The following is an 18,964-nucleotide window of genomic DNA, read 5'->3' on the forward strand; positions in this document are numbered from 1 at the left end:
CCAATATTAACTTAATATTAACACAATTGTTACATTTAAGATGCTAATTAATTTTTTACATTTCTAAAAGGGGGAACTGAACATGGCATTTACTAGTTTAAATCTATCAATTAAATCGGACCGCCTTCTCAACCGTCTTCAAGAACTTGGCCAAATTGGCCGGGAAAATGACAACAAACTAACGAGATTAGCCGCTTCAGATGCAGACAAAGCAGGACGGGACCTATTTGTTACTTGGATGAAGGAATCTGGACTGGAGGTTATGATTGACAGAATCGGTAATATCTTCGGCATTTGGTATAGTCCTGAAAATAGAAATGAAGAACCAATTATGATTGGTTCTCACATTGATACAGTCATTAATGCTGGTATTTTTGATGGATGCTATGGAGTCCTTTCTGGGCTTGAGATCATAAACACTTTGCAGGAGACAGGTATTAAACCTACTCGTCCAATTGCAGTTGCTGCATTTACGAACGAAGAGGGGGTACGATTTACCCCTGATATGATGGGTTCCCTTGTGTATGCTGGCGGACTGTCAGTTGAAGAGGCACTTGCAACGGTGGGAACGGATGGAACAATTTTGGGTGAGGAACTTGAACGTATTGGATATGCTGGCACGAAGGACCCTGGATTTATTAAGCCACACGCTTATATCGAGCTTCATATCGAACAAGGTCCAATTCTTGAGAAAACAAGAATTCCAATTGGTGCTGTTGAAAATCTTCAAGGCATTTCATGGCAGCGGATTACGATAGAAGGTGTTGCCAATCACGCCGGGACTACTCCAACTGATATGCGACGCGATGCGGGACTTGCGGCAGCACGGGTGATTACATATTTACGTGATCGTGCGGACAATTCTAATGGACAAACTGTTGCAACAGTTGGAGCGATTGAATTTAAGCCAAATGCTGTTAATGTCATTCCATCATTGGCAACATTCACAGTTGATTTGCGCGATCCGAACGAACAAAGATTGCAAGATGAGGAGCAAGCACTTGCGAACTACCTTAAACAACTAGCGGCATTCGAAGAAGTAACCATTACTTCTGAACAACTAGTTCGTTTTCAGCCAGTTTCTTTTGACGAAACAATCGTTAAACTGGTAGAGCAAGCTGCTAGCGAGCGCGGCCTCCAATCAAAAAGAATGAAATCTGGCGCGGGACATGATGCTCAAATGATGGCTCGCGTTTGCCCAACTGCGATGATTTTCGTTCCAAGTATCGATGGAATTAGTCATAATCCTAAAGAGTATACAAAAGATACTGATTTAGTAGCTGGAGCGAATGTATTACTTGACGTCATTAGCAATCTTGCACGAAATTGAGATAGAGGCTTTGTTTGCAATACTATAATGGGAGGTTCTAAAAATGCAGAAAACAGTCAATTCCGTCATGAGGTTTGCGAAAAACAACTTTTATTCACCTGAATATAACGAAGAGGAACTATCGGTATATGCGGAAAAAGATATAAATGGAGTTCTTGAATTTCAAAAAACACATAAATCCTACAATGAAACTCCTTTGTATCAATTAAAGCAATTGGCTAAGCACTTAAACATTGCTGATATAAGAGTAAAGGATGAATCCCAACGATTTGGTCTGAATGCGTTCAAAGTAATGGGCGGAATATACGCGATCGCGAGATATCTAGCTGAACAACTAGGTGAGAGTATTGAGGATCTTTCTTTCGAAAAATTACAATCTCCTAAAATCAAAGAGAAGCTAGGTGAATTAACTTTTATTTCAGCTACAGATGGAAATCATGGGCGGGGTGTCGCTTGGGCAGCAAGGGAGCTTGGACATAAATGTATCATTTATTTACCAAAAGGTTCGTCCATACAGCGCTTGACAGCTATCCGCGATGAAGGAGCTACTGCAGATATTACAGAAATCAATTATGACGACACGGTTAGATTATGTGCAAATTTAGCTGATACAAATGGCTGGATTATGGTGCAAGATACTGCTTGGGATGGGTATGAGGAAATCCCGCTTTGGATTATGCAGGGCTATGCCTCGATGGCAACGGAAATTATAGAACAATTGAAAAAAGACGATGCAGAACGACCAACGCATATATTCCTACAAGCCGGAGTGGGTTCATTTGCTGCCGCCATTGCTGGATACATGGTTCGCTATTATCGAGATAATCCTCCAATCATTGTCGTGGTTGAACCAGACCAAGCTGATTGTTATTATCGCTCGTACTCTACCGAAGAAGGAAGCAGAGAAATCGTCACTGGAGAAATGAATACCATCATGGCGGGATTAGCTTGTGGAGAACCGAATACAAGAGCTTTTGAGTTATTGCGTCATTATGCTGTTGGTGCCTATTCTTGTCATGATAGTATCGCTGCCCTAGGAATGCGGGTTTACGGGAATCCAATGAAGGGCGATCCTCGTGTGATCTCGGGAGAGTCAGGTGCAGTAACATTGGGTGTCCTTTACTATCTACGAAAACTATCGGAAGACCCTAAAGCTTGCGAAGAGATTTCACTAGACTCTAACTCCCGGGTATTGCTCATAAGCACAGAAGGAGATACAGATCTAGCAAAATATCAACAGGTTGTATGGGAAGGTCTTTGTCCGAATTAAGTTGACAAAGTCAAGATAAAATAAAATAATCAAAGCCTAATTTTCTTGTAATCGGAAATTAGGCTTTTTCCTCAAAATGCCAATCAGTGATCAGTGTTTTCTATAATAAATTAAAGTCTTACCTTTAACTCTGTGCCGTCCTTAGCTTTAACATCTACTAGCACGATCCCCTTATAATTTTTCAGTTCCTTGACGATAGGCTTCAGCGTTTGCTTATCTATTAGTGGAAAGGAAAAGTCCAGGTTTTTTCTTTCGAATTGCTCTTTTGTCCATTTGTTTACATTTTGCTGGAGAAATTTTGAAGTCAAAATTGAAATAGCGATGTTTAAAATAGCATATGGAATTGGGATTGTGAACCGGACGTCTTTTGCTTTCACTTTTACATGCATCATAAACAAATCACTAATCAATGATGACTGAAACGGTATCCCCGTTTGCCGATTTAATATCAACAATTTGGCCATCTAATTCGTTTTCGATTGCTTCAATTATAAGGCTTATGTCTATATCTTTAACGTACTTTTCTGATTGAGGAATACTCGCTGCGATGCTGTGTCCAGCCATTAATACTGCCTTGACAAGTTTTATAGGCAAATTGACCGTAACGTTATCATTCTCAGATGATACAACCCGAATTTTTAATGTTTTATCCAAATATTTAGTCGGTTTTTCAAAAAGCTTATTACCTGTTTCTTCTTTCTCTTTTAATATTTGAATCAGTTCTGATCCTTTATCAGCGTCAATCTTCCCTTCTTGAACCATTGTTAACACTCTTGTAATTTCCTCTTTCACGATAAACTCCTCCTTATTCTCCTTTTAAGAGCTTAATGGCTTCTTCTGGTGTAATTTCGCCATTTTCCAGCATAGTGACAATTTTTTTCTCGTCTACTTCATGTTTCTTCTTCTGCTCATATCCAAGGGATGAAATGATGTCTGTTAGCTTGCCTCGAACCGTTGGATACGAAATCCCCAGTTCCTTTTCAACTTCCTTGATATTCCCTCTGCATGTTAAAAATACTTCCACAAAATTTAGCTGATCCTTTGATAAGGATGCCAGCTTAGATAATTCAAACTCATTTTCAATCGTGGTGTGACAATGTGTGCACTGCAACTTTGTAATTTTCAATGTTTTGCTGCAGACAGGACAATTTGTGATTACTTTATAAGCCATAATGAAGTTCCTTCCTTTTGATTGATTCGATTATATAACAAGAAGTGAAAAATATAAATAATAAAATTAAAATTTTTTATTAAAATAATCAATAATTTTAATTTGTTATTTAATATTATTGATTATTCGTTTTTGTTATTCCTTCAAATTGAAAATATACTAAACATCCTTATTATGGATGGAATAAAAAATTTTAGGAAAAATAGGGTTGACCATTTTTAGGGAGGTTTTATATTGGGAGCGAACAAAGATGTGAATAATGCGGAACGGGAGACGTTGACAACGCGTCAGGGCCATCCTGTAATGGATAACCTTCACGGTCAAAATGGGAAATCTTCAATGAAATGGTAATTCTCAAGTGTAGCTGGACCACGATTGCCAATTGTACGGATGTTTTGAGATAACAGCCCGTGTGGTGCAAGCACGAGGAACGGGAGCATTTGGTTATTTTGAAACTTACGGAAAAGTTGGAGATGTACCTGTAGAAAAGTTTACTTGTGCGAAAGTATTTTCCGGTGCGGGGAAGAAAACCCCATTAATGGTTCGCTTCTCCACTGTGGCAGGGGCGAAGGATTCACCCGAAACAGCACGAGACCCACGAGGCTTTGCGGTAAAAATGTATACAGAAGACGGTAACTGGGATTTGGTTGGGAACAACCTGAAAAAAAATTTCTTCCGCCACACCGTCCAATGTATAGTGCAGAAGCAATGAGTGCACCAATTGATCGTCCTAACAATTACGGGCAAGCGGGCCACACGTACCGAAGCTTTGAAGAGTGGGAGCGCGATGAATTGATCAAAAATCTATCAGAAGCACTTGCCGTCTGTGACAAACGAATTCAAGATGCGATGATTGAGCATTTCACAAAAGCCGATGAAGACTATGGCCGTCGTGTGAAAGAAGAGATTGAAAAAGTAATGAAAGAATTAAAAACAGAAACTAAAATTCCGGGCCGCGAAGCAGGTAAATCGAAATTTGGCCAAGGTTCCTTAGCTGCGAACGAAGCAATAGAGGATGCTGTAAAGAAAAGCCACGAAGCTGATCCTTATTAAGGATGAGTAAGAATGTAAAGGGTTGTCCAGCAGATAAGTGAAAATTAACTTACTGGCAACCTTTTTTATTTTGCTCAATTCTGCCTTTACATGGACGATTAATTCTTCCTAACTATCTTGAAATCAAATATTCAACGATCTGAGAATGTTTGCTGAAGAAAAAGTATGGATCAGATTGAATTATTTTTTACACAATGTCATTATTAAAATTAAGTCATCTTATGTACACTATTATATTAATTTATGTATGCTTTAATTAGGACTATAGGAGTTGATTGTTAATGAAAAAGATTACACCATTCTTAATGTTTCAAGAAGGCAAAGCAGAAGAAGCGATGAATTATTACATATCAATCATTGAGGATTCGGAAATTACAAGTATTGTTCGCTATGGAGCGAATGAAAGTGGAGACGAAGGAACTGTCATGCAAGCTACCTTTTATTTAAAAGGGCAAGAATTTATGTGTATTGACAGTAATGTGAAGCATCAGTTTACCTTTACTCCTTCTTTCTCAATATTTATTACTTGTGATACGGAAGAAGAAATTAACAGCCTATATGAGAAACTTATCGAGGGCGGACAAGCACTTATGCCAATTGGCAATTATGGGTTTAGTCAAAGGTTCGGTTGGATAAATGACCGGTTTGGGGTATCGTGGCAACTAAATCTTCCTTCGTGAAAAGTCATAAGTGATTTCATAAAAATTAGTGAACAAGCAAAAAACAGTAATCATTATCTTGAAATTCATCAATTGGGCGCAATTCGTTATTCCAGAAATGCGCCCTTCTCAATGAATTAGGCTATTACCAACTATTTTTCAAAACAATTTTTCCTACCGCTTTGCCTGACTCCATGTACTCATGGGCTTCTGAGACTTCATCAAACGTAAAAATGTTTGAATCCAATAGCGGACGCAGTTTCCCTTCCTCAACCACCTTAGCAACCTTTTTTAATATTTCTCCATAATGTTTATGCATGACTTTGTTTAATATCTTCAACAACATAAAAGTAACATGAAGAGAAAGTCCTTTCGAATGCACAGGGGTGAGGTCATGAGTTGAACGAGCAGCAATAGCTGCTACCGTTCCATGTACTGCTGCCGCCTCAAAAGAGCGATCAAGGTTTTCACCGCCAACTGTGTCAAACACGATGTCAAATCCTTTTCCGTTTGTATATTTTTGCACGTATTCTTGAACGGTTTCTTCTCGATAATTAATCGTTACATCGGCACCAAGTCGTTTGCCAATCTCAAGCTTTTCATGCGAAGAGGCAGATGTATAGACTGTCGCTCCTCCCCATTTGGCTAGTTGAATGGCAATGTGACCTACACCTCCAGTGGCTCCATGGATTAATATCTCTTGTCCGGGTATAAGCCTTGCACGATTAAATAACGCTTCCCAAGCAGTAATAGAAACAAGTGGTAAAGCAGCCGCTTCTTCCATCGTCAGATTTTTCGGCTTATGTGCAAGTAAATCGGCATCTGCTAGCATAAACTCTGCAAGAGCACCGCCCGACGTCCCTCTAAATCCACCCGCGCATCCAAACACTTCATCGCCAATATTAAACTCGGTTACTCCTTCACCCACTGCAGATACGATCCCTGCTACATCTCCATGTAATACAGCCGGAAATTCGGGGGCAACGGCAGGAACTGCACCAGCACGAACTTTCGTATCAATAGGATTTATACTTGTAGCTTTTACTTGAATAAGTACATGTCCAGGTTTCAGTTCAGGTTTTAGAATTTCTTTATATTGAAATATGGATGGATCACCAAAAGATTGAATAACTTGTGATTTCACTCTAGCCACTCCTTTTGATTTTTATTACCTAAAAACAGGAAATGTCTAATTAGTTTCTAATTCTAATAAATGAGATCACCCAAAACTCTCTTTTTCCCTTTCAAATGATGATACAAATGATAACATCATTTGTATAAGATTATTTGGTGATTTGTTTACGTAACAACTTTTATGCTCAGTGGTAGTAATATAATGAATATTCGGTTTTTTGTTTGTTAAACTAATAATACTTCATATAATATAAAATTTAAAGTCCGCACATTTTTGTTGAGTTATTCAAATTTTAGATTTGACAGAGCTTAGATTATAATTGAAGGAATATTCTGATTTTTGTCGAATAAGTATGGACCATACAAATTTTTGATTGTGGATATAAAAGGAGAGGTTAGGCGTGATTAATCGTCACATTTCACAAGGATGGACTGAGATTGTTGAGGGGATTTATAACGGTGTCATCATAGTGGATCGAGACGGTAAGGTTATCATGTGTAATACATCAGGATGTAATCTTATTGGTATGTCTGAGAGTGAGATGCTAAATAAGCATATCACCAGCATTATAGAAGATTCAACCCTTCATCAAGTTGTGTTGGACGAAGTTTCACATGTCAATGTACAGCAACCAATCCAAGATCGATTTGTTGCTGCTAATCAATCTCCTATATATAGGGATGGTCGGCTTATTGGAGCCATTTCTATTTTTCAAGAAATACCAGAATTAAAAAATACCCAGTATCTACTTGAGCAAAAGGAAAAAGAGGTAGAACAATTAAAGGAAATTATAGAACTGTTATATGACGGGGTTATCATGATTGATAAACAGGGGCTAATAACAATGATGAATCAAACTTACGGTGAGTTCCTCGGTGTTAAAGTTGAAGATGTGATTGGCAAGCACGTCAAAAAAGTAATTGAAAATACACGGATGCATGTTGTTGTGAAAACGGGGCAATCAGAAATCGGCTCCTTTATGATAGTAAAGGATAAAAGTATTATTGTCATGCGTACCCCTATTTGGAAAGAGGGGGAGGTTGTTGGGGCTATAGGTAAGGTTTTATATACGGATATTAACGAGTTAAAAACATTGGTTCAGCGCCTAAACGTAACTGAAAGCATGCAGGACTTTTATAAACCGGAATTGAAAAAAGTGCGAGGATCCAAGTATTCGTTTGACCAGATTATAGGCGAGCATGAGCGAATGAAAGAAGTAAAGGATTTAGCATTGAAAGTGGCTGCTAGTCGCTCAACGGTATTGATTCGAGGAGAAAGTGGAACAGGAAAGGAATTGTTTGCTCATGCAATTCATGAAGCCAGTAACCGTTCTGATGGACCGTTTATAAGCCTTAATTGTGCCGCTATACCAGATAATTTATTGGAATCTGAGCTCTTTGGTTATGAGGAGGGGGCATTTTCGGGAGCGAAAAAGGGCGGAAAACCTGGAAAGATTGAACAAGCCCAGGGTGGAACGTTATTTCTAGATGAAGTCGGCGATATGCCTCTCAATATGCAAGTAAAGTTATTACGAGTCTTACAGGAAAAAGAAATTGAAAGAATTGGCGGCAGTCAGACTAATCAGATTGATATCAGGTTAATTTCAGCAACAAATCGTCCGTTAGAGGAAATGGTTAAAAATGGAGAGTTCCGAGAAGACCTTTATTACCGCCTAAATGTGATTCATATTATGATTCCACCTTTGAGGGAGCGTGGCAAAGATATCATTACTACGGCGCATCTTATTTTGGGTCAATTAAATAATGAGCTTGGTAAAAGCATAAGTGGCTTTCACCCTAATGTAGAAGATTTATTTCGTCATTATCAGTGGAGTGGTAACGTGAGAGAAATGCAAAATATCATTGAGCGTGCTCTTCATATCGCAGATAATGGTCCTGAAATCTGTTTAGAGCACCTTCCCCCTTATTTATTAGACCAAGTTGAAAGGCATACAAAGGTTTCAGTTTCATCCTTCTCCCTTGAAGAGGAAGTGGAAAGGGCTGAAAAAGCGGCAATCATCCGGGCATTAAAGGCCAGTGAAGGGAATCGAACTGAAGCTGCAGAAATGCTTGGCATACATAGAGCTAGCCTATATCGAAAAATGGAGAAATATAGTTTGTTAAAGCATCATTAAATGTCGCAATAAAGAGACGTGTCGCATTATAGAGACGAAGTGTTGGAGCTCGCTATAATGACCATATTAATAAAAATAACGTTGCAGTTTAGCAACGTTATTTTTATTGGTATTCTATATTTTCTGAATTGTACACCAAATCTAATTAAAATTATAGAACAAAATGATAAAAAAAAATAAAGAAATGGGACATTTCAAGGTGTTCAGAGATCCTCCAGAAAAGTTGGCACGAATTTTGCTTTGAAAATAAATAGGTTGAAAAAGTAATAAAAGGAAGGAGAAAAGTGATATGAAGGTTATTCTTCCATTGATTAATGACGGAGATACGTTACTCGTTGGGGGATCTGGACTGGTAGGTATACCTGAAAACTGAATCTCAGGGTTATCTCGAAAGGGGGTTAATTAAATTTATTGTTTAGCATTCCAATGGGGGGATTGTTGTTTTGAATCAAAATAAGGAAAAAACACTTGAAAATAAAGTTGTTTTTATAACAGGTGCGGCTAGTGGAATAGGTCTAGATTTAGCCCAAGCGTTTGCTGAAGAAGGTGCAAGAGTAGTAATCAGTGATCTGAATGAAGAAGCAGCAAAAGAAACTGCCGGGTCCATGAAGAATGATGGATTAGAAGTCATGGGGATTGGATGTGATGTAACCAAAGAGCAAGAAATCATATCTGCATTAAATCATACCATTAATACATATGGAGGTATTGATATTCTAATAAACAATGCAGGGTTACAGCACATATCTGCCATTGAGGATTTTCCTGCTGAGCGCTTTGAATTACTTCTTAAGGTGATGCTAACAGGTCCATTTATTGCTACAAAGCATGTTTTTCCTGTCATGAAAAAACAAGGATTTGGCCGAGTGATAAATATGTCCTCTATTAATGGTTTAGTTGGTTTTGCAGGGAAGGCTGCTTACAATAGTGCGAAGCATGGAGTGAATGGTTTGACGAAGGTTGCAGCATTAGAAGGGGCGGAATATGGAATCACCGTTAACGCCATTTGTCCTGGTTATGTAGACACTCCGCTTGTGCGAAATCAATTAACTGACTTAGCAAGGACAAGAAATGTAGAGTTAGAAAATGTACTTGAAGAAGTAATTTATCCGCTTGTACCACAGAAGCGCTTATTACAAGTCAAAGAAATCTCTGATTACGTCGTTTTCTTAGCAAGTGAAAAAGCCAAAGGTATTACAGGACAGGCGATTGTTATTGATGGCGGCTATACAGTCCAATAAGAAATAGTATTAGTAAACAGGGCTTTTCTTTCATAATGCTGGTTTTATTAGTAGAAAACTTTAGGTTTATTAAAAGGGGAGGGAATTATTTTGAAAAAATCAGGTGTAATCTTACTAGTGGCTTTTATGTTATTATTTACAATTTTGACAGGATGTAGTCCGAAGGTAAAAGAAACAAATACTAATTCCGCAACTAATAGTAATAGTAATAGTAATTCAGGGGATTCTTCTTCAGGTGAGGAAACCTTTAACATAGGTTTAGCTATTTCTATGTCGGGTGGAACAGCTTTATTTGGTGAAGGAGTAAAAAGGGGTGTGGACCTAGCTGTTAAAGATTTTAACGATGCTGGCGGCTTTGAAGGAAAAAAAGCAAATGTAGTCCTATATGATGATGAAGCTAAACCAGAAAAGTCTGTCGAGATTGTTCAAAAATTAATTAGTCAAGATAAAATTGTAGCCTTAGTTGGACCTGCTAACTCTGGGAATGCCATGGCTCACATTCAATTTACTCAAGAGGCAAAAATTCCTGAAGTTGTACCAGTAGCTACAGGGACAAAAATCACACAAGAGTATAAAGATGCTGATAAAAACTATATTTTCCGGGTGTCTCCTCTTGATGGGGTTCAAGTGTCCGCTATTTTAAAAGAGCTTATCGATAAACAAGGCCTTACGAAACTTGGTGTCATCCATGATACGGAAGGGTATGGGCAAGGTGGAAGAGAAGATATTGTTAAGCAAATGAAGGAAACCTACAATTTGGAGCCAACTGTTATTTCAGCCTTTGATCCAAAGGAATTGAATCTAGAGCCTTCTATTCGTGAAATGAATAATGCAGGGGTGGAAGCAGTTATCTTCTACGGGCTTGCACCACAGTCAGCAAAGTTACTTGAAGCTCGTTTCAATGAAGGGTTGAATGCTCCTATTTACGCGACTTGGGCTACAGGCGACCCGACAGTTTTAAATCTAGTTGGAGATCTTGTGAAGGGTGATCTATTCTTTGTACAGTCATATACGATTGATCAAAATGAAGCAGCAAAAAAATTCCATGCAAGAGTAATGGATACGTATGGTGAAGACGTATTCCCTATTGCTACGGCACAAGGATATGACAGTGCAAAGCTTATCTTAGATGCTATAAAAAAGGTTGGTTTAGATAGTGAAAAAATTCGTGATCAAATTGAATCCTTCACGGACTTTGAAGGTGTAACAGCAATTAAATCAGCACCTTTCACTAAGGATAACCATGAAGCATTTGGTATTGACGAAGTATTCATTGCCAAATATAACGACGATTTACAAATTGTCGCAGCAGATTAATAGAGTCATCAGATAAATCTTTTAACTGGTGTAAAGGGTAAGTCCATATGTGGATTTCCCTTTTCACCATTGCTGTTATTCATAGTATCACAAGGGGGCGTTTGCATTGGAATTAACAGATATATTAAAAGCCATTATTAATGGGTTAGTGTATGGAAGTGTGTATGCGATTATTGCCCAAGGCTACTATATTACCTTTATTACGACTAAAACTATGAACTTTGGTCAAGGTGACTTCGTCATGCTTGGTTCACTTATAGGATTATCTACCTTTATGACAATAACTGCTTCGGGTGGGGGTGTTTGGATTGCCTTTATAGCATCATTACTATTGGTTATCGTCATACTAGGTATATCGGGTTGGGCATTGCAACAAGTCGCTATCCGTCCGTTAAAAAGTTGGCATTCCATTGGTTGGATTTTAAGTACTGTGGCCGTTGCTATGATTGTGAGAAACATAGCTATGCTTATCTGGGGAAGGGACGTTCTGATGGCCCCATCCCCATTTGGGCGTGCTATTTTAGATTTTGGTATATTGAAAATCCGCTATCATGACATATTTGTACTCGTTAGTGCTGCAGTTATTATGTTTCTATTATACGTCTTCTTAAAGAAATCATTATTTGGAAAGGCGCTTGAAGCGGTTGCCTTTAATAGAGACGCTGCTTCATTAATGGGAATTAATCCACGATTAATGGCTTCCATTGCTTTTATCATTGCAGGGATTCTAGCTGGAGTAGGTGGAGTTTTAGTCGGGCCTATGGTACATCCAGGTGCATTTATTGGTCTTTTCCTGGGATTAAAAGCATTTGCAGTTGCAATTATTGGTGGGATCGAGAATCCACGAGGCATTTTTATCGGAGGACTTTTACTAGGTGTATTAGAAAACCTCTTTACTTTATATAGTACATCCATGAAAGAAGCTGCTGCGTTCTTCTTAATTCTTGTCATTTTAGCAGTCCTTCCTCAGGGGTTATTTGGAAAACGAGTAAAGGAGAAATTCTAATATGATAAAAGCAAAATGGTGGATTTATCAAATTGTGATCCCGCTCGTCCTCTTGTATGCATTTCCCTGGTTTTTTAACAATGCCCATACTATTCATGTAGCCCAGACATTTTTAATTACTTACATTGTCATCGTAGGGTTAAATCTACTTGTGGGACTCTCCAATCAGCTTTCCTTAGGGCATGTAGGATTTTATGCGATAGGAGCATATTTATCTGCAATACTTACGATGAAAGTAGGATTAAATTTCTTTGTAAGTATTGTGATCGCTGGCTTAATTGCTGCTGTATTTGGTGCGATTGTAGCTCTTTTGTCCTTACGAGCGAAAGGTCCTTATCTGGCAATGGTAACAATTGCATTTGGGGAATTGATTAGTATTATTGCCAACCGCTGGGTAGATGTCACGGGCGGTCCTGCAGGAACCAAAACTTCGGTACCATCCTTATTCGGTCTTGAGCTTGATCCAATTCAATATATGTGGTTTATTGGTCTTTTAGCTATCATATTTACAGCATTCGCAACGAATATCTTTAGAGGTCGTTTTGGAAGAACCTTTACTGCTTTTGGAAATAGTGAAGTTGCTTCAGAGGTACTAGGGATTAATGTTCGGAATTGGAAGATATTAGCCTTTGCTGTTTCTGCTTTTTTAGCAGGTGTAGGCGGGGGACTATTCGCTTTCCAAAATCAGTTTATAAGCAGTACAACTTTTGAGTTGAATCTATCCATTATGTTCCTTATTGCGGTTATTATCGGAGGGTCAGGAACAAAGATAGGTCCTATTATAGGTACAGCGGTTATCGTTGGGTTACCGCAATTCCTTCATAACTTTGTAGATTATCACTTAATGATCTTTGGTGGAATATTATTACTCGCACTTATCCTATTACCCGATGGGATCGTGGGTGCCTTCACCAATCTTTCTTACTTTAAAAAGTTTTCTAGTAAAAAAGTCATTACTGAATTAGGAATCTTACATGATAGGGAGGCAACATTAGATTTACCTGATGGGATTAATGGTAAGGTTTTAGAACTTAAAAATATTTCTATGTATTTTGGTGGATTAAAAGCTATTGACGATGTTGAAATAGAGGTTCTAGGTGGAACTGTTCACGGAATTATTGGTCCAAACGGTTCAGGTAAAAGCACCACAGTTAACGTCCTAAGTGGAGTCTATATGCCGACTAGTGGAAACATGCTTTGGAAAGGACAGAACATTACAAAATATGCTCCTCATAGCATAGCACAAGAAGGAATTACGAGAACATTCCAAAACCTACAGTTGTTTGAAGACATGAGTGTTTTACAAAATGTCATGGTTGGTTTTCATCGTCACTTCAAAACAGGATTTCTGAAAAACCTATTATATCTAGGTCAGGTATCTGATGAAGAGAAATACTATGCACAAAAAGCCTTTGATCTCCTACGAATTGTTGGCTTAGAAAAAAGAGCCCATGAAAAAGCATCTGACTTACCATATGGAGAACAGCGATTAGTTGAAATAGCTAGGGGGCTAGCTTTAAAACCTGAATTACTTATTCTAGATGAACCGGCGGCAGGGGCTAGTCCAAAAGAAATTGAAAAAATCATGGATGTAATCCAACGTTTGAAGAAGGCAGGATTGTCTATTATTTTGGTTGAGCATCATATGGATATTGTCATGAATATTTGTGATTATATTACAGTGTTAGATTTCGGTAAGAAAATTTGTGAGGGAAATCCTGAAACTATTCAAAACGATCCAAGGGTAATTGATGCCTATCTTGGGGAAGAAGAGGTGAACCAGCTTGTTGCAGGTACAAAATCTGTCGGTTAGTTATGGGCATGCATCCGCTTTACACAATGTGTCAATGGAAGTAAATAAAGGTGAAATCGTTGCTGTTATTGGTCCCAATGGGGCTGGGAAAACTACACTATTAAAAGCGATTACGGGGTTGCTGAAGGTGAAGGAGGGTACTGTCCTATATAAGGATAATGTGATTACAGGTACTCCTGCTCATAAAATTTTAGGGTATGGTATATCCCATGTCCCTCAAGGTCGTCAGGTCTTTGGTGATCAGTCGGTAGAGGATAATCTAATTCTTGGTGCCTTTACGATTAAAAAAGAGAAACAAAAAATTCAAGAGCTTCTAGAAAGAGAATACAAAAGATTTCCAAGATTAAAGGAGAGAAGAAGGCAGCATGCTGGTACATTGAGTGGTGGAGAGCAACAGATGCTAGCTGTATCCAGAGCGCTTATGTCTGATCCTGATTTTGTTATTCTTGATGAGCCATCTATGGGTTTATCACCTATTTTTGTAAAACAGATATTCGACACTCTGTTAGAGTTAAAGAAATCTGGGAAGACGGTAGTGGTTGTCGAGCAATTAGCCATGGCTGCTTTAGCTATATCTGACCGTGCTTATGTTTTACAAGCAGGTGAGGTGAAGATACATGGAGAATCACGAGATTTATTAAGGGATGATAGTCTGGTAAAAACGTATTTAGGTTCAGCTTAAGCGAACTAACGGAAGTGTAAAATACATTGTTATGTATTTCTATTAATAGGAGAAGTTAAATAACATCTTTTTAATATAATAAAACAACCACTTCTGAATTGATCAGAAGTGGTTGTTTTATTTCAACGTTTTTTCCGGATGGAGAATAGGGGGCTCGAACCCCTGACCTCTACGCTGCCAGCGTAGCGCTCTCCCAGCTGAGCTAATTCCCCGATTGATTGGTACAAGAAAAATTATATCTGCAATCGGGTTTTTTGGCAAGAGGTAATTTTGTCTACTGCAAACTTTCAATCTCCACACTCCGTACTCCACTTAGTTGAGAGACACTGTAATAAACATCTGTAATACTCTTCTTTTTATTAACTGTTACGATCAGCTGAATAAGGTGTTTCCCGTCATCTAAGTCTTTAATACGGACGCGTTTGATTGAAATTTTTAATTCTCTGACGGCTGAAAGGATATCGGCAATGTTTTCTTTATCAATCACCTTAAGCTGGAGGGTGATTTCTTTTTCTCTTAATTGCCTAGGTCCCAAAAGAGCCATAAAAAAAGGAATGACTTCAACACTGATGATGAGCAGCGCAACTCCTGCCATTGCTTCAAGGTAGAATCCTGCCCCTACCGCAATTCCAATCCCGGCCGCCCCCCATATTAATGCCGCGGTTGTTAAACCGGATATGCTATCGTTTCCCCTTCTTAAAATAACTCCCGCACCTAGAAACCCAATGCCAGATACGATTTGGGCGGCCAGTCGCAGTGGATCCATTTGAATATTAACGCCTTCCTTTCCGGGAAATATGTAGGCGGATTCAATGGATACGATTGTTAGTAAGCAGCTTACAATGGAAATAACGAGACTTGTTTTAAGGCCGACTGGTTTTCTTTTTAATTCGCGTTCAATTCCGATAACTAGCCCAAGAACGGCAGATATTCCTAGTTTCATTAATATTTCTAATTCCATTTCACTCATAATATCCCCGCTTCCTAGTTAATTTTTGATGAAAAGGGATAAGAGCTGGTGCTGCTCCAATTCTGATTTGTACTGAGTTCTTTTAACATCAGTTTGTGTTAAAAATGATATACCCTTAAAAAAACTTCCTAAAACTTTCTTGTGAATAATATATTAAAATAATAGATAAAGTATTACATTAGATGTATGATAAGGTGTGCTTAATATTATTGAATTAGGGAGTTGCATCTATGTCAGACATTAAAATAAATCCTTATGTGGCTCTTGCCATTGGCGTATTGTCGGTCTCCACATCTGCTATTCTTGTAAAAGTTTCATCGGCTCCTTCTGGGGTTATCGCTTTTTATCGCTTACTATTTACGGTTTTATTTATGTTGCCTATTTTTCTAATAAAGTATGTTCCAGAACTTCGTCTTATTACAAGACGAGATTGGTTATTTTCTATAATCGCTGGGGTATTCCTGGCGTTTCATTTTATTCTTTGGTTTGAATCATTAAATTACACGTCAGTTGCCAGCTCAACTGTCTTAGTAACACTTCAGCCATTATTTGCTTTTGTAGGAACATATTTTTTCTTTAAGGAAAAGTTTTCTCTGAAGGCAATAATTAGCAGTATTATTGCTGTATTAGGAAGTGTAGTAATCAGCTGGGGAGATTTTAAAATTAGCGGATCTGCTTTATATGGCGATATTTTAGCCTTGATTGCTTGTGCATTAATTACAGCAAATCTATTGTTTGGTCAAGATGTTAGAAAAAGACTTTCGCTTGTAACCTATACTTTTATTGTATATAGCATTAGTACGATAACATTGTTTTTCTATGTTATCATCAAACAGGAACCATTAATCCCATACCCGACAAGTGATTGGGTTTATTTTATCCTACTCGCGGTTTTTCCAACACTAATGGGTCATACGATATTTAACTGGTCTTTAAAATGGCTGAGCACTTCTACTATTTCGATGGCCATTTTATTCGAACCAGTTGGCGCGGCTCTTTTAGCGTATTATCTATTGCAAGAATCGGTTACCTGGTCTCAAATTATTGGAGGCTGCATTATTATTATCGGGGTTTCTTTATTTTTATTAGATGAACGCGGACTAAATCTAAAGGAATTAAAGAAAAAAACGTCTCTTAATAGTACACTGAAAGAAAATGTACGAAATTAAGGAGAAAAAAATGGGTTTTAATAAAGCTTTTACAAACTTTCCGAAATTGGAAACGGAAAGAGTTATATTACGAAAGCTTCAAATGAATGATGCTCCAGCAATGTTTAGCTATTTTTCAAGGGATGAAGTCACTGAGTTTTATGATCTCGCTACTTTTACGTCTAAAAAACAAGCGGAAGATTTAATAGATCGTTTATTGTTCAAATATGAAAATAGAGAGCAAATTCGCTGGGCAATTGTTTTGAAAGAAACAGGACAGTTAATCGGCACATGTGGGTTCCACGAAATTGAGGAGGAACATTGGAAAGCTGAAGTTGGCTATGAACTCCATCCTGATTACTGGCGAAAAGGGATTATGACAGAGGTAATTAATGCTGTCGTTCAATTCGGAATGATAGAAATCGGATTAAATCGGATAGAGGCCATTTATGATCCAAGAAATATAGCATCAGCGAAAGTATTAGAGAAGAACGGCTTTGAATTTGAAGGAATTTTAAAGAAGAGATTTTTTAAAAAAGGGCAGTTTGTAAACGGAGCGATTGCGGCAATATTAAAAGAAGATGAGTAGACTACCCCCCAAAACTTTTGGGGGATTTTTTTGTCTAAACAAATAAATAAGTCAATGCAGAAAAGAGAAAACCGCTTGTTACTGAAAAAATAAAAGTTCCTCCATAAATTTTACCCTCTGAATTGGCAATTTTTATGCCCTCTATATATGAATAAGAGAAAAGGTAGATTGCCATGAAAAAGGATAAGTATAGTGCGATGTCTTCCAGTGTGATTCACACCTTTCGATATAATAGAGATAAAAGATTATATGAAAGGGATTTATTTTATATGAATAGTTGAGACTTTATAATGTGGTTGTGTATAACTTTATCCAAAACGACTAAATTTGTGGATAAAGCGGATGAATTAATCCACAAGCTGTGGATTAATCATAATATTTATAAACAGAATGCTCATATTGTTTGTTGATAACCCTGTGGATATGTGAAGGATTAAACAAATTATCAGCTTCTTTATGTTAATCTTTATTCATTCAATCATCTTTATTTAGGAGAATTTCATCTCTCAATACAATGGCATTATTATAAACAGTATTTTTGGCAGCATATAAAAGTGTAATATTATGATCGAGGCTTAGTTTGCTTATTTGTTTTATTTCCTTTTTTAGTAAATCGCTAGTTCGCAGTTCTTCTAGATACCTTTCTCGAAATTCGTCAAAGTGCTCTTTATTATGAGCAAATTTTTTCCTCAGCTCATGGCTTGGCGCCAAATCTTTGGCCCAACAATATAATTTCGCCTTCTCTTTGGAGATTCCGCGCGGCCACAGGCGATCGACGAGGATTCGGTAGCCGTCGTTTTCTTCATAAGGATCATAAATCCTTTTGATAAAAATATTAGACATTATTAACACCTAATTTCTTTTTGTTTTAATTTTGTTTTAATGAAAGGATTGTTTGCTTCAAAGTGTATAAGAGAAAATATGAATTGCCAATTACAGAAACATTTATTGTACTTAACCAGGAATAGATGATCCAAAATAAATGAATGATATGAAACTGTTGTTTCTATAAGAAGAGCATTTGATGATAATGTTTTAAACGATGGATTTAATAGAACAAATAATTAATTTCAAATTTGAAATAGTAAAGGGAGTGAACAAATAAAAAAATATAAAATTATATTGCAAACACTTTTTAATCATGTTATATTAGAACTCGTCCTCAGGAAAATAACTTTTAACAGCAAAAAAGTTTTTTAAAAAAAGTTATTGACTTTCAACGAGTGAATGTGTTAAATTAATAAAGTCGCTTCTGAGCGATAAGATAGTTCTTTGAAAACTGAACGAACAAAAACGTCAACGTTTTAGTCTTTTTATCAAAAAGACATGTATGAGCTAATCAACTCACAATTTATTGGAGAGTTTGATCCTGGCTCAGGACGAACGCTGGCGGCGTGCCTAATACATGCAAGTCGAGCGAATCTGAGGGAGCTTGCTCCCAAAGGT

Annotated in this window: 19 protein-coding genes, 1 tRNA gene, 1 rRNA gene and 1 pseudogene; 14 read left to right on the top strand and 8 right to left on the bottom strand. The window is 37.6% G+C overall.

The features are described 5' to 3' along the window. Nucleotides 1-82: 82 nt before the first annotated feature. Together AR328_RS06190 and dpaL are read left to right on the top strand one after the other, a co-directional pair. Nucleotides 83-1,330, top strand: a complete 1,248-nt coding sequence (locus tag AR328_RS06190) for a Zn-dependent hydrolase (RefSeq protein ID WP_066291817.1) — start codon at nucleotides 83-85, stop codon at nucleotides 1,328-1,330. Between the two features lie 43 nt (nucleotides 1,331-1,373). Continuing rightward, nucleotides 1,374-2,600, top strand: coding sequence for a diaminopropionate ammonia-lyase (gene dpaL / locus AR328_RS06195; protein WP_066291819.1), 1,227 nt, complete (start codon nucleotides 1,374-1,376; stop codon nucleotides 2,598-2,600). 110 nt (nucleotides 2,601-2,710) lie between these two features. Here dpaL and AR328_RS06200 read toward each other — a convergent pair whose 3' ends face one another. The 4 genes and pseudogenes from AR328_RS06200 to AR328_RS23460 form a co-directional block, all read right to left on the bottom strand. Continuing rightward, complete coding sequence (locus AR328_RS06200; protein WP_066291820.1) at nucleotides 2,711-2,992, bottom strand: hypothetical protein; 282 nt, start codon at nucleotides 2,990-2,992, stop codon at nucleotides 2,711-2,713. 10 nt (nucleotides 2,993-3,002) lie between these two features. Further along, on the bottom strand, nucleotides 3,003-3,392 hold the full coding sequence (locus AR328_RS06205; RefSeq protein ID WP_066291828.1) for an SHOCT-like domain-containing protein: 390 nt from the start codon (nucleotides 3,390-3,392) through the stop codon (nucleotides 3,003-3,005). 13 nt (nucleotides 3,393-3,405) lie between these two features. Next, nucleotides 3,406-3,771 carry a DUF2089 domain-containing protein gene (locus AR328_RS06210; RefSeq protein WP_066291830.1) on the bottom strand — a complete coding sequence of 122 codons (366 nt, stop codon included), beginning with the start codon at nucleotides 3,769-3,771 and terminating at the stop codon, nucleotides 3,406-3,408. A 304-nt stretch (nucleotides 3,772-4,075) separates the two neighbouring features. Further along, nucleotides 4,076-4,172, bottom strand: a pseudogene (locus AR328_RS23460) (hypothetical protein); the annotation flags it as partial. A gap of 11 nt (nucleotides 4,173-4,183) precedes the next feature. Between AR328_RS23460 and AR328_RS23465 the strand changes: the two are divergent. From AR328_RS23465 to AR328_RS06225, 3 genes are all read left to right on the top strand, one after another. After that, complete coding sequence (locus AR328_RS23465) at nucleotides 4,184-4,483, top strand: catalase (RefSeq protein WP_066291833.1); 300 nt, start codon at nucleotides 4,184-4,186, stop codon at nucleotides 4,481-4,483. Next, complete coding sequence (locus tag AR328_RS23470) at nucleotides 4,480-4,824, top strand: catalase-related domain-containing protein (protein ID WP_066291839.1); 345 nt, start codon at nucleotides 4,480-4,482, stop codon at nucleotides 4,822-4,824. The genes AR328_RS23465 and AR328_RS23470 overlap by 4 nt, the downstream gene beginning before the upstream one ends. 281 nt (nucleotides 4,825-5,105) lie before the next feature. Continuing rightward, entirely contained in the window at nucleotides 5,106-5,504 is a 399-nt protein-coding gene (locus AR328_RS06225; RefSeq protein ID WP_066291842.1) for a VOC family protein, read from the top strand. 124 nt (nucleotides 5,505-5,628) lie between these two features. On the opposite strand, the gene AR328_RS06230 is transcribed toward AR328_RS06225, so the two are convergent. After that, a complete protein-coding gene (locus tag AR328_RS06230; RefSeq protein ID WP_066291845.1) occupies nucleotides 5,629-6,627 on the bottom strand; it encodes a zinc-dependent alcohol dehydrogenase family protein in 999 nt (332 codons plus the stop codon). A 391-nt stretch (nucleotides 6,628-7,018) separates the two neighbouring features. Between AR328_RS06230 and AR328_RS06235 the strand changes: the two genes are divergently transcribed. The 6 genes from AR328_RS06235 to AR328_RS06260 all read left to right on the top strand — a co-directional run bounded on the left by AR328_RS06235 (nucleotide 7,019) and on the right by AR328_RS06260 (nucleotide 14,811). Further along, nucleotides 7,019-8,752 carry a sigma 54-interacting transcriptional regulator gene (locus AR328_RS06235; RefSeq protein WP_231734765.1) on the top strand — a complete coding sequence of 578 codons (1,734 nt, stop codon included), beginning with the start codon at nucleotides 7,019-7,021 and terminating at the stop codon, nucleotides 8,750-8,752. Nucleotides 8,753-9,195: 443 nt separating this feature from the next. Continuing rightward, nucleotides 9,196-9,993: a 3-hydroxybutyrate dehydrogenase gene (locus AR328_RS06240; protein ID WP_066291850.1), complete on the top strand. Its 798-nt coding sequence runs from the start codon at nucleotides 9,196-9,198 to the stop codon at nucleotides 9,991-9,993. A 90-nt stretch (nucleotides 9,994-10,083) separates the two neighbouring features. Next, nucleotides 10,084-11,310, top strand: coding sequence for an ABC transporter substrate-binding protein (locus AR328_RS06245; RefSeq protein WP_066291854.1), 1,227 nt, complete (start codon nucleotides 10,084-10,086; stop codon nucleotides 11,308-11,310). A gap of 106 nt (nucleotides 11,311-11,416) precedes the next feature. Beyond that, nucleotides 11,417-12,316, top strand: a complete 900-nt coding sequence (locus AR328_RS06250) for a branched-chain amino acid ABC transporter permease (RefSeq protein ID WP_231734766.1) — start codon at nucleotides 11,417-11,419, stop codon at nucleotides 12,314-12,316. A gap of 1 nt (nucleotide 12,317) precedes the next feature. Continuing rightward, a complete protein-coding gene (locus AR328_RS06255) occupies nucleotides 12,318-14,129 on the top strand; it encodes a branched-chain amino acid ABC transporter ATP-binding protein/permease (protein WP_066291863.1) in 1,812 nt (603 codons plus the stop codon). Beyond that, nucleotides 14,101-14,811 carry an ABC transporter ATP-binding protein gene (locus tag AR328_RS06260; RefSeq protein WP_066291866.1) on the top strand — a complete coding sequence of 237 codons (711 nt, stop codon included), beginning with the start codon at nucleotides 14,101-14,103 and terminating at the stop codon, nucleotides 14,809-14,811. The genes AR328_RS06255 and AR328_RS06260 overlap by 29 nt, the downstream gene beginning before the upstream one ends. Before the next feature lie 139 nt (nucleotides 14,812-14,950). On the opposite strand, the gene AR328_RS06265 is transcribed toward AR328_RS06260, so the two are convergent. Both AR328_RS06265 and AR328_RS06270 read right to left on the bottom strand, forming a co-directional pair. Further along, nucleotides 14,951-15,023: transfer RNA gene (locus AR328_RS06265), tRNA-Ala, on the bottom strand. 62 nt (nucleotides 15,024-15,085) lie between these two features. Then, nucleotides 15,086-15,772, bottom strand: a complete 687-nt coding sequence (locus tag AR328_RS06270) for an MgtC/SapB family protein (protein WP_066291984.1) — start codon at nucleotides 15,770-15,772, stop codon at nucleotides 15,086-15,088. 239 nt (nucleotides 15,773-16,011) lie between these two features. On the opposite strand from AR328_RS06270, the gene AR328_RS06275 reads away from it, so the two are divergent. Continuing rightward, the gene (locus AR328_RS06275; protein WP_066291869.1) at nucleotides 16,012-16,950 is read left to right on the top strand and encodes a DMT family transporter; all 939 of its coding nucleotides are present in this window, start codon (nucleotides 16,012-16,014) and stop codon (nucleotides 16,948-16,950) included. Nucleotides 16,951-16,960: 10 nt separating this feature from the next. Further along, nucleotides 16,961-17,518 (top strand): GNAT family N-acetyltransferase, encoded by a 558-nt coding sequence (locus AR328_RS06280; protein WP_066291872.1) that lies wholly within the window; start codon nucleotides 16,961-16,963, stop codon nucleotides 17,516-17,518. A 474-nt stretch (nucleotides 17,519-17,992) separates the two neighbouring features. Here AR328_RS06280 and AR328_RS06285 read toward each other — a convergent pair whose 3' ends face one another. Next, complete coding sequence (locus AR328_RS06285) at nucleotides 17,993-18,361, bottom strand: DUF488 domain-containing protein (RefSeq protein WP_066291875.1); 369 nt, start codon at nucleotides 18,359-18,361, stop codon at nucleotides 17,993-17,995. A 508-nt stretch (nucleotides 18,362-18,869) separates the two neighbouring features. On the opposite strand from AR328_RS06285, the gene AR328_RS06290 reads away from it, so the two are divergent. Next, a 16S ribosomal RNA gene (locus AR328_RS06290) occupies nucleotides 18,870-18,964 on the top strand; the annotation flags it as partial.

The sequence above is a fragment of the Bacillus sp. FJAT-29937 genome (genome assembly GCF_001509555.1).
Taxonomy (GTDB): domain Bacteria; phylum Bacillota; class Bacilli; order Bacillales; family Cytobacillaceae; genus Cytobacillus.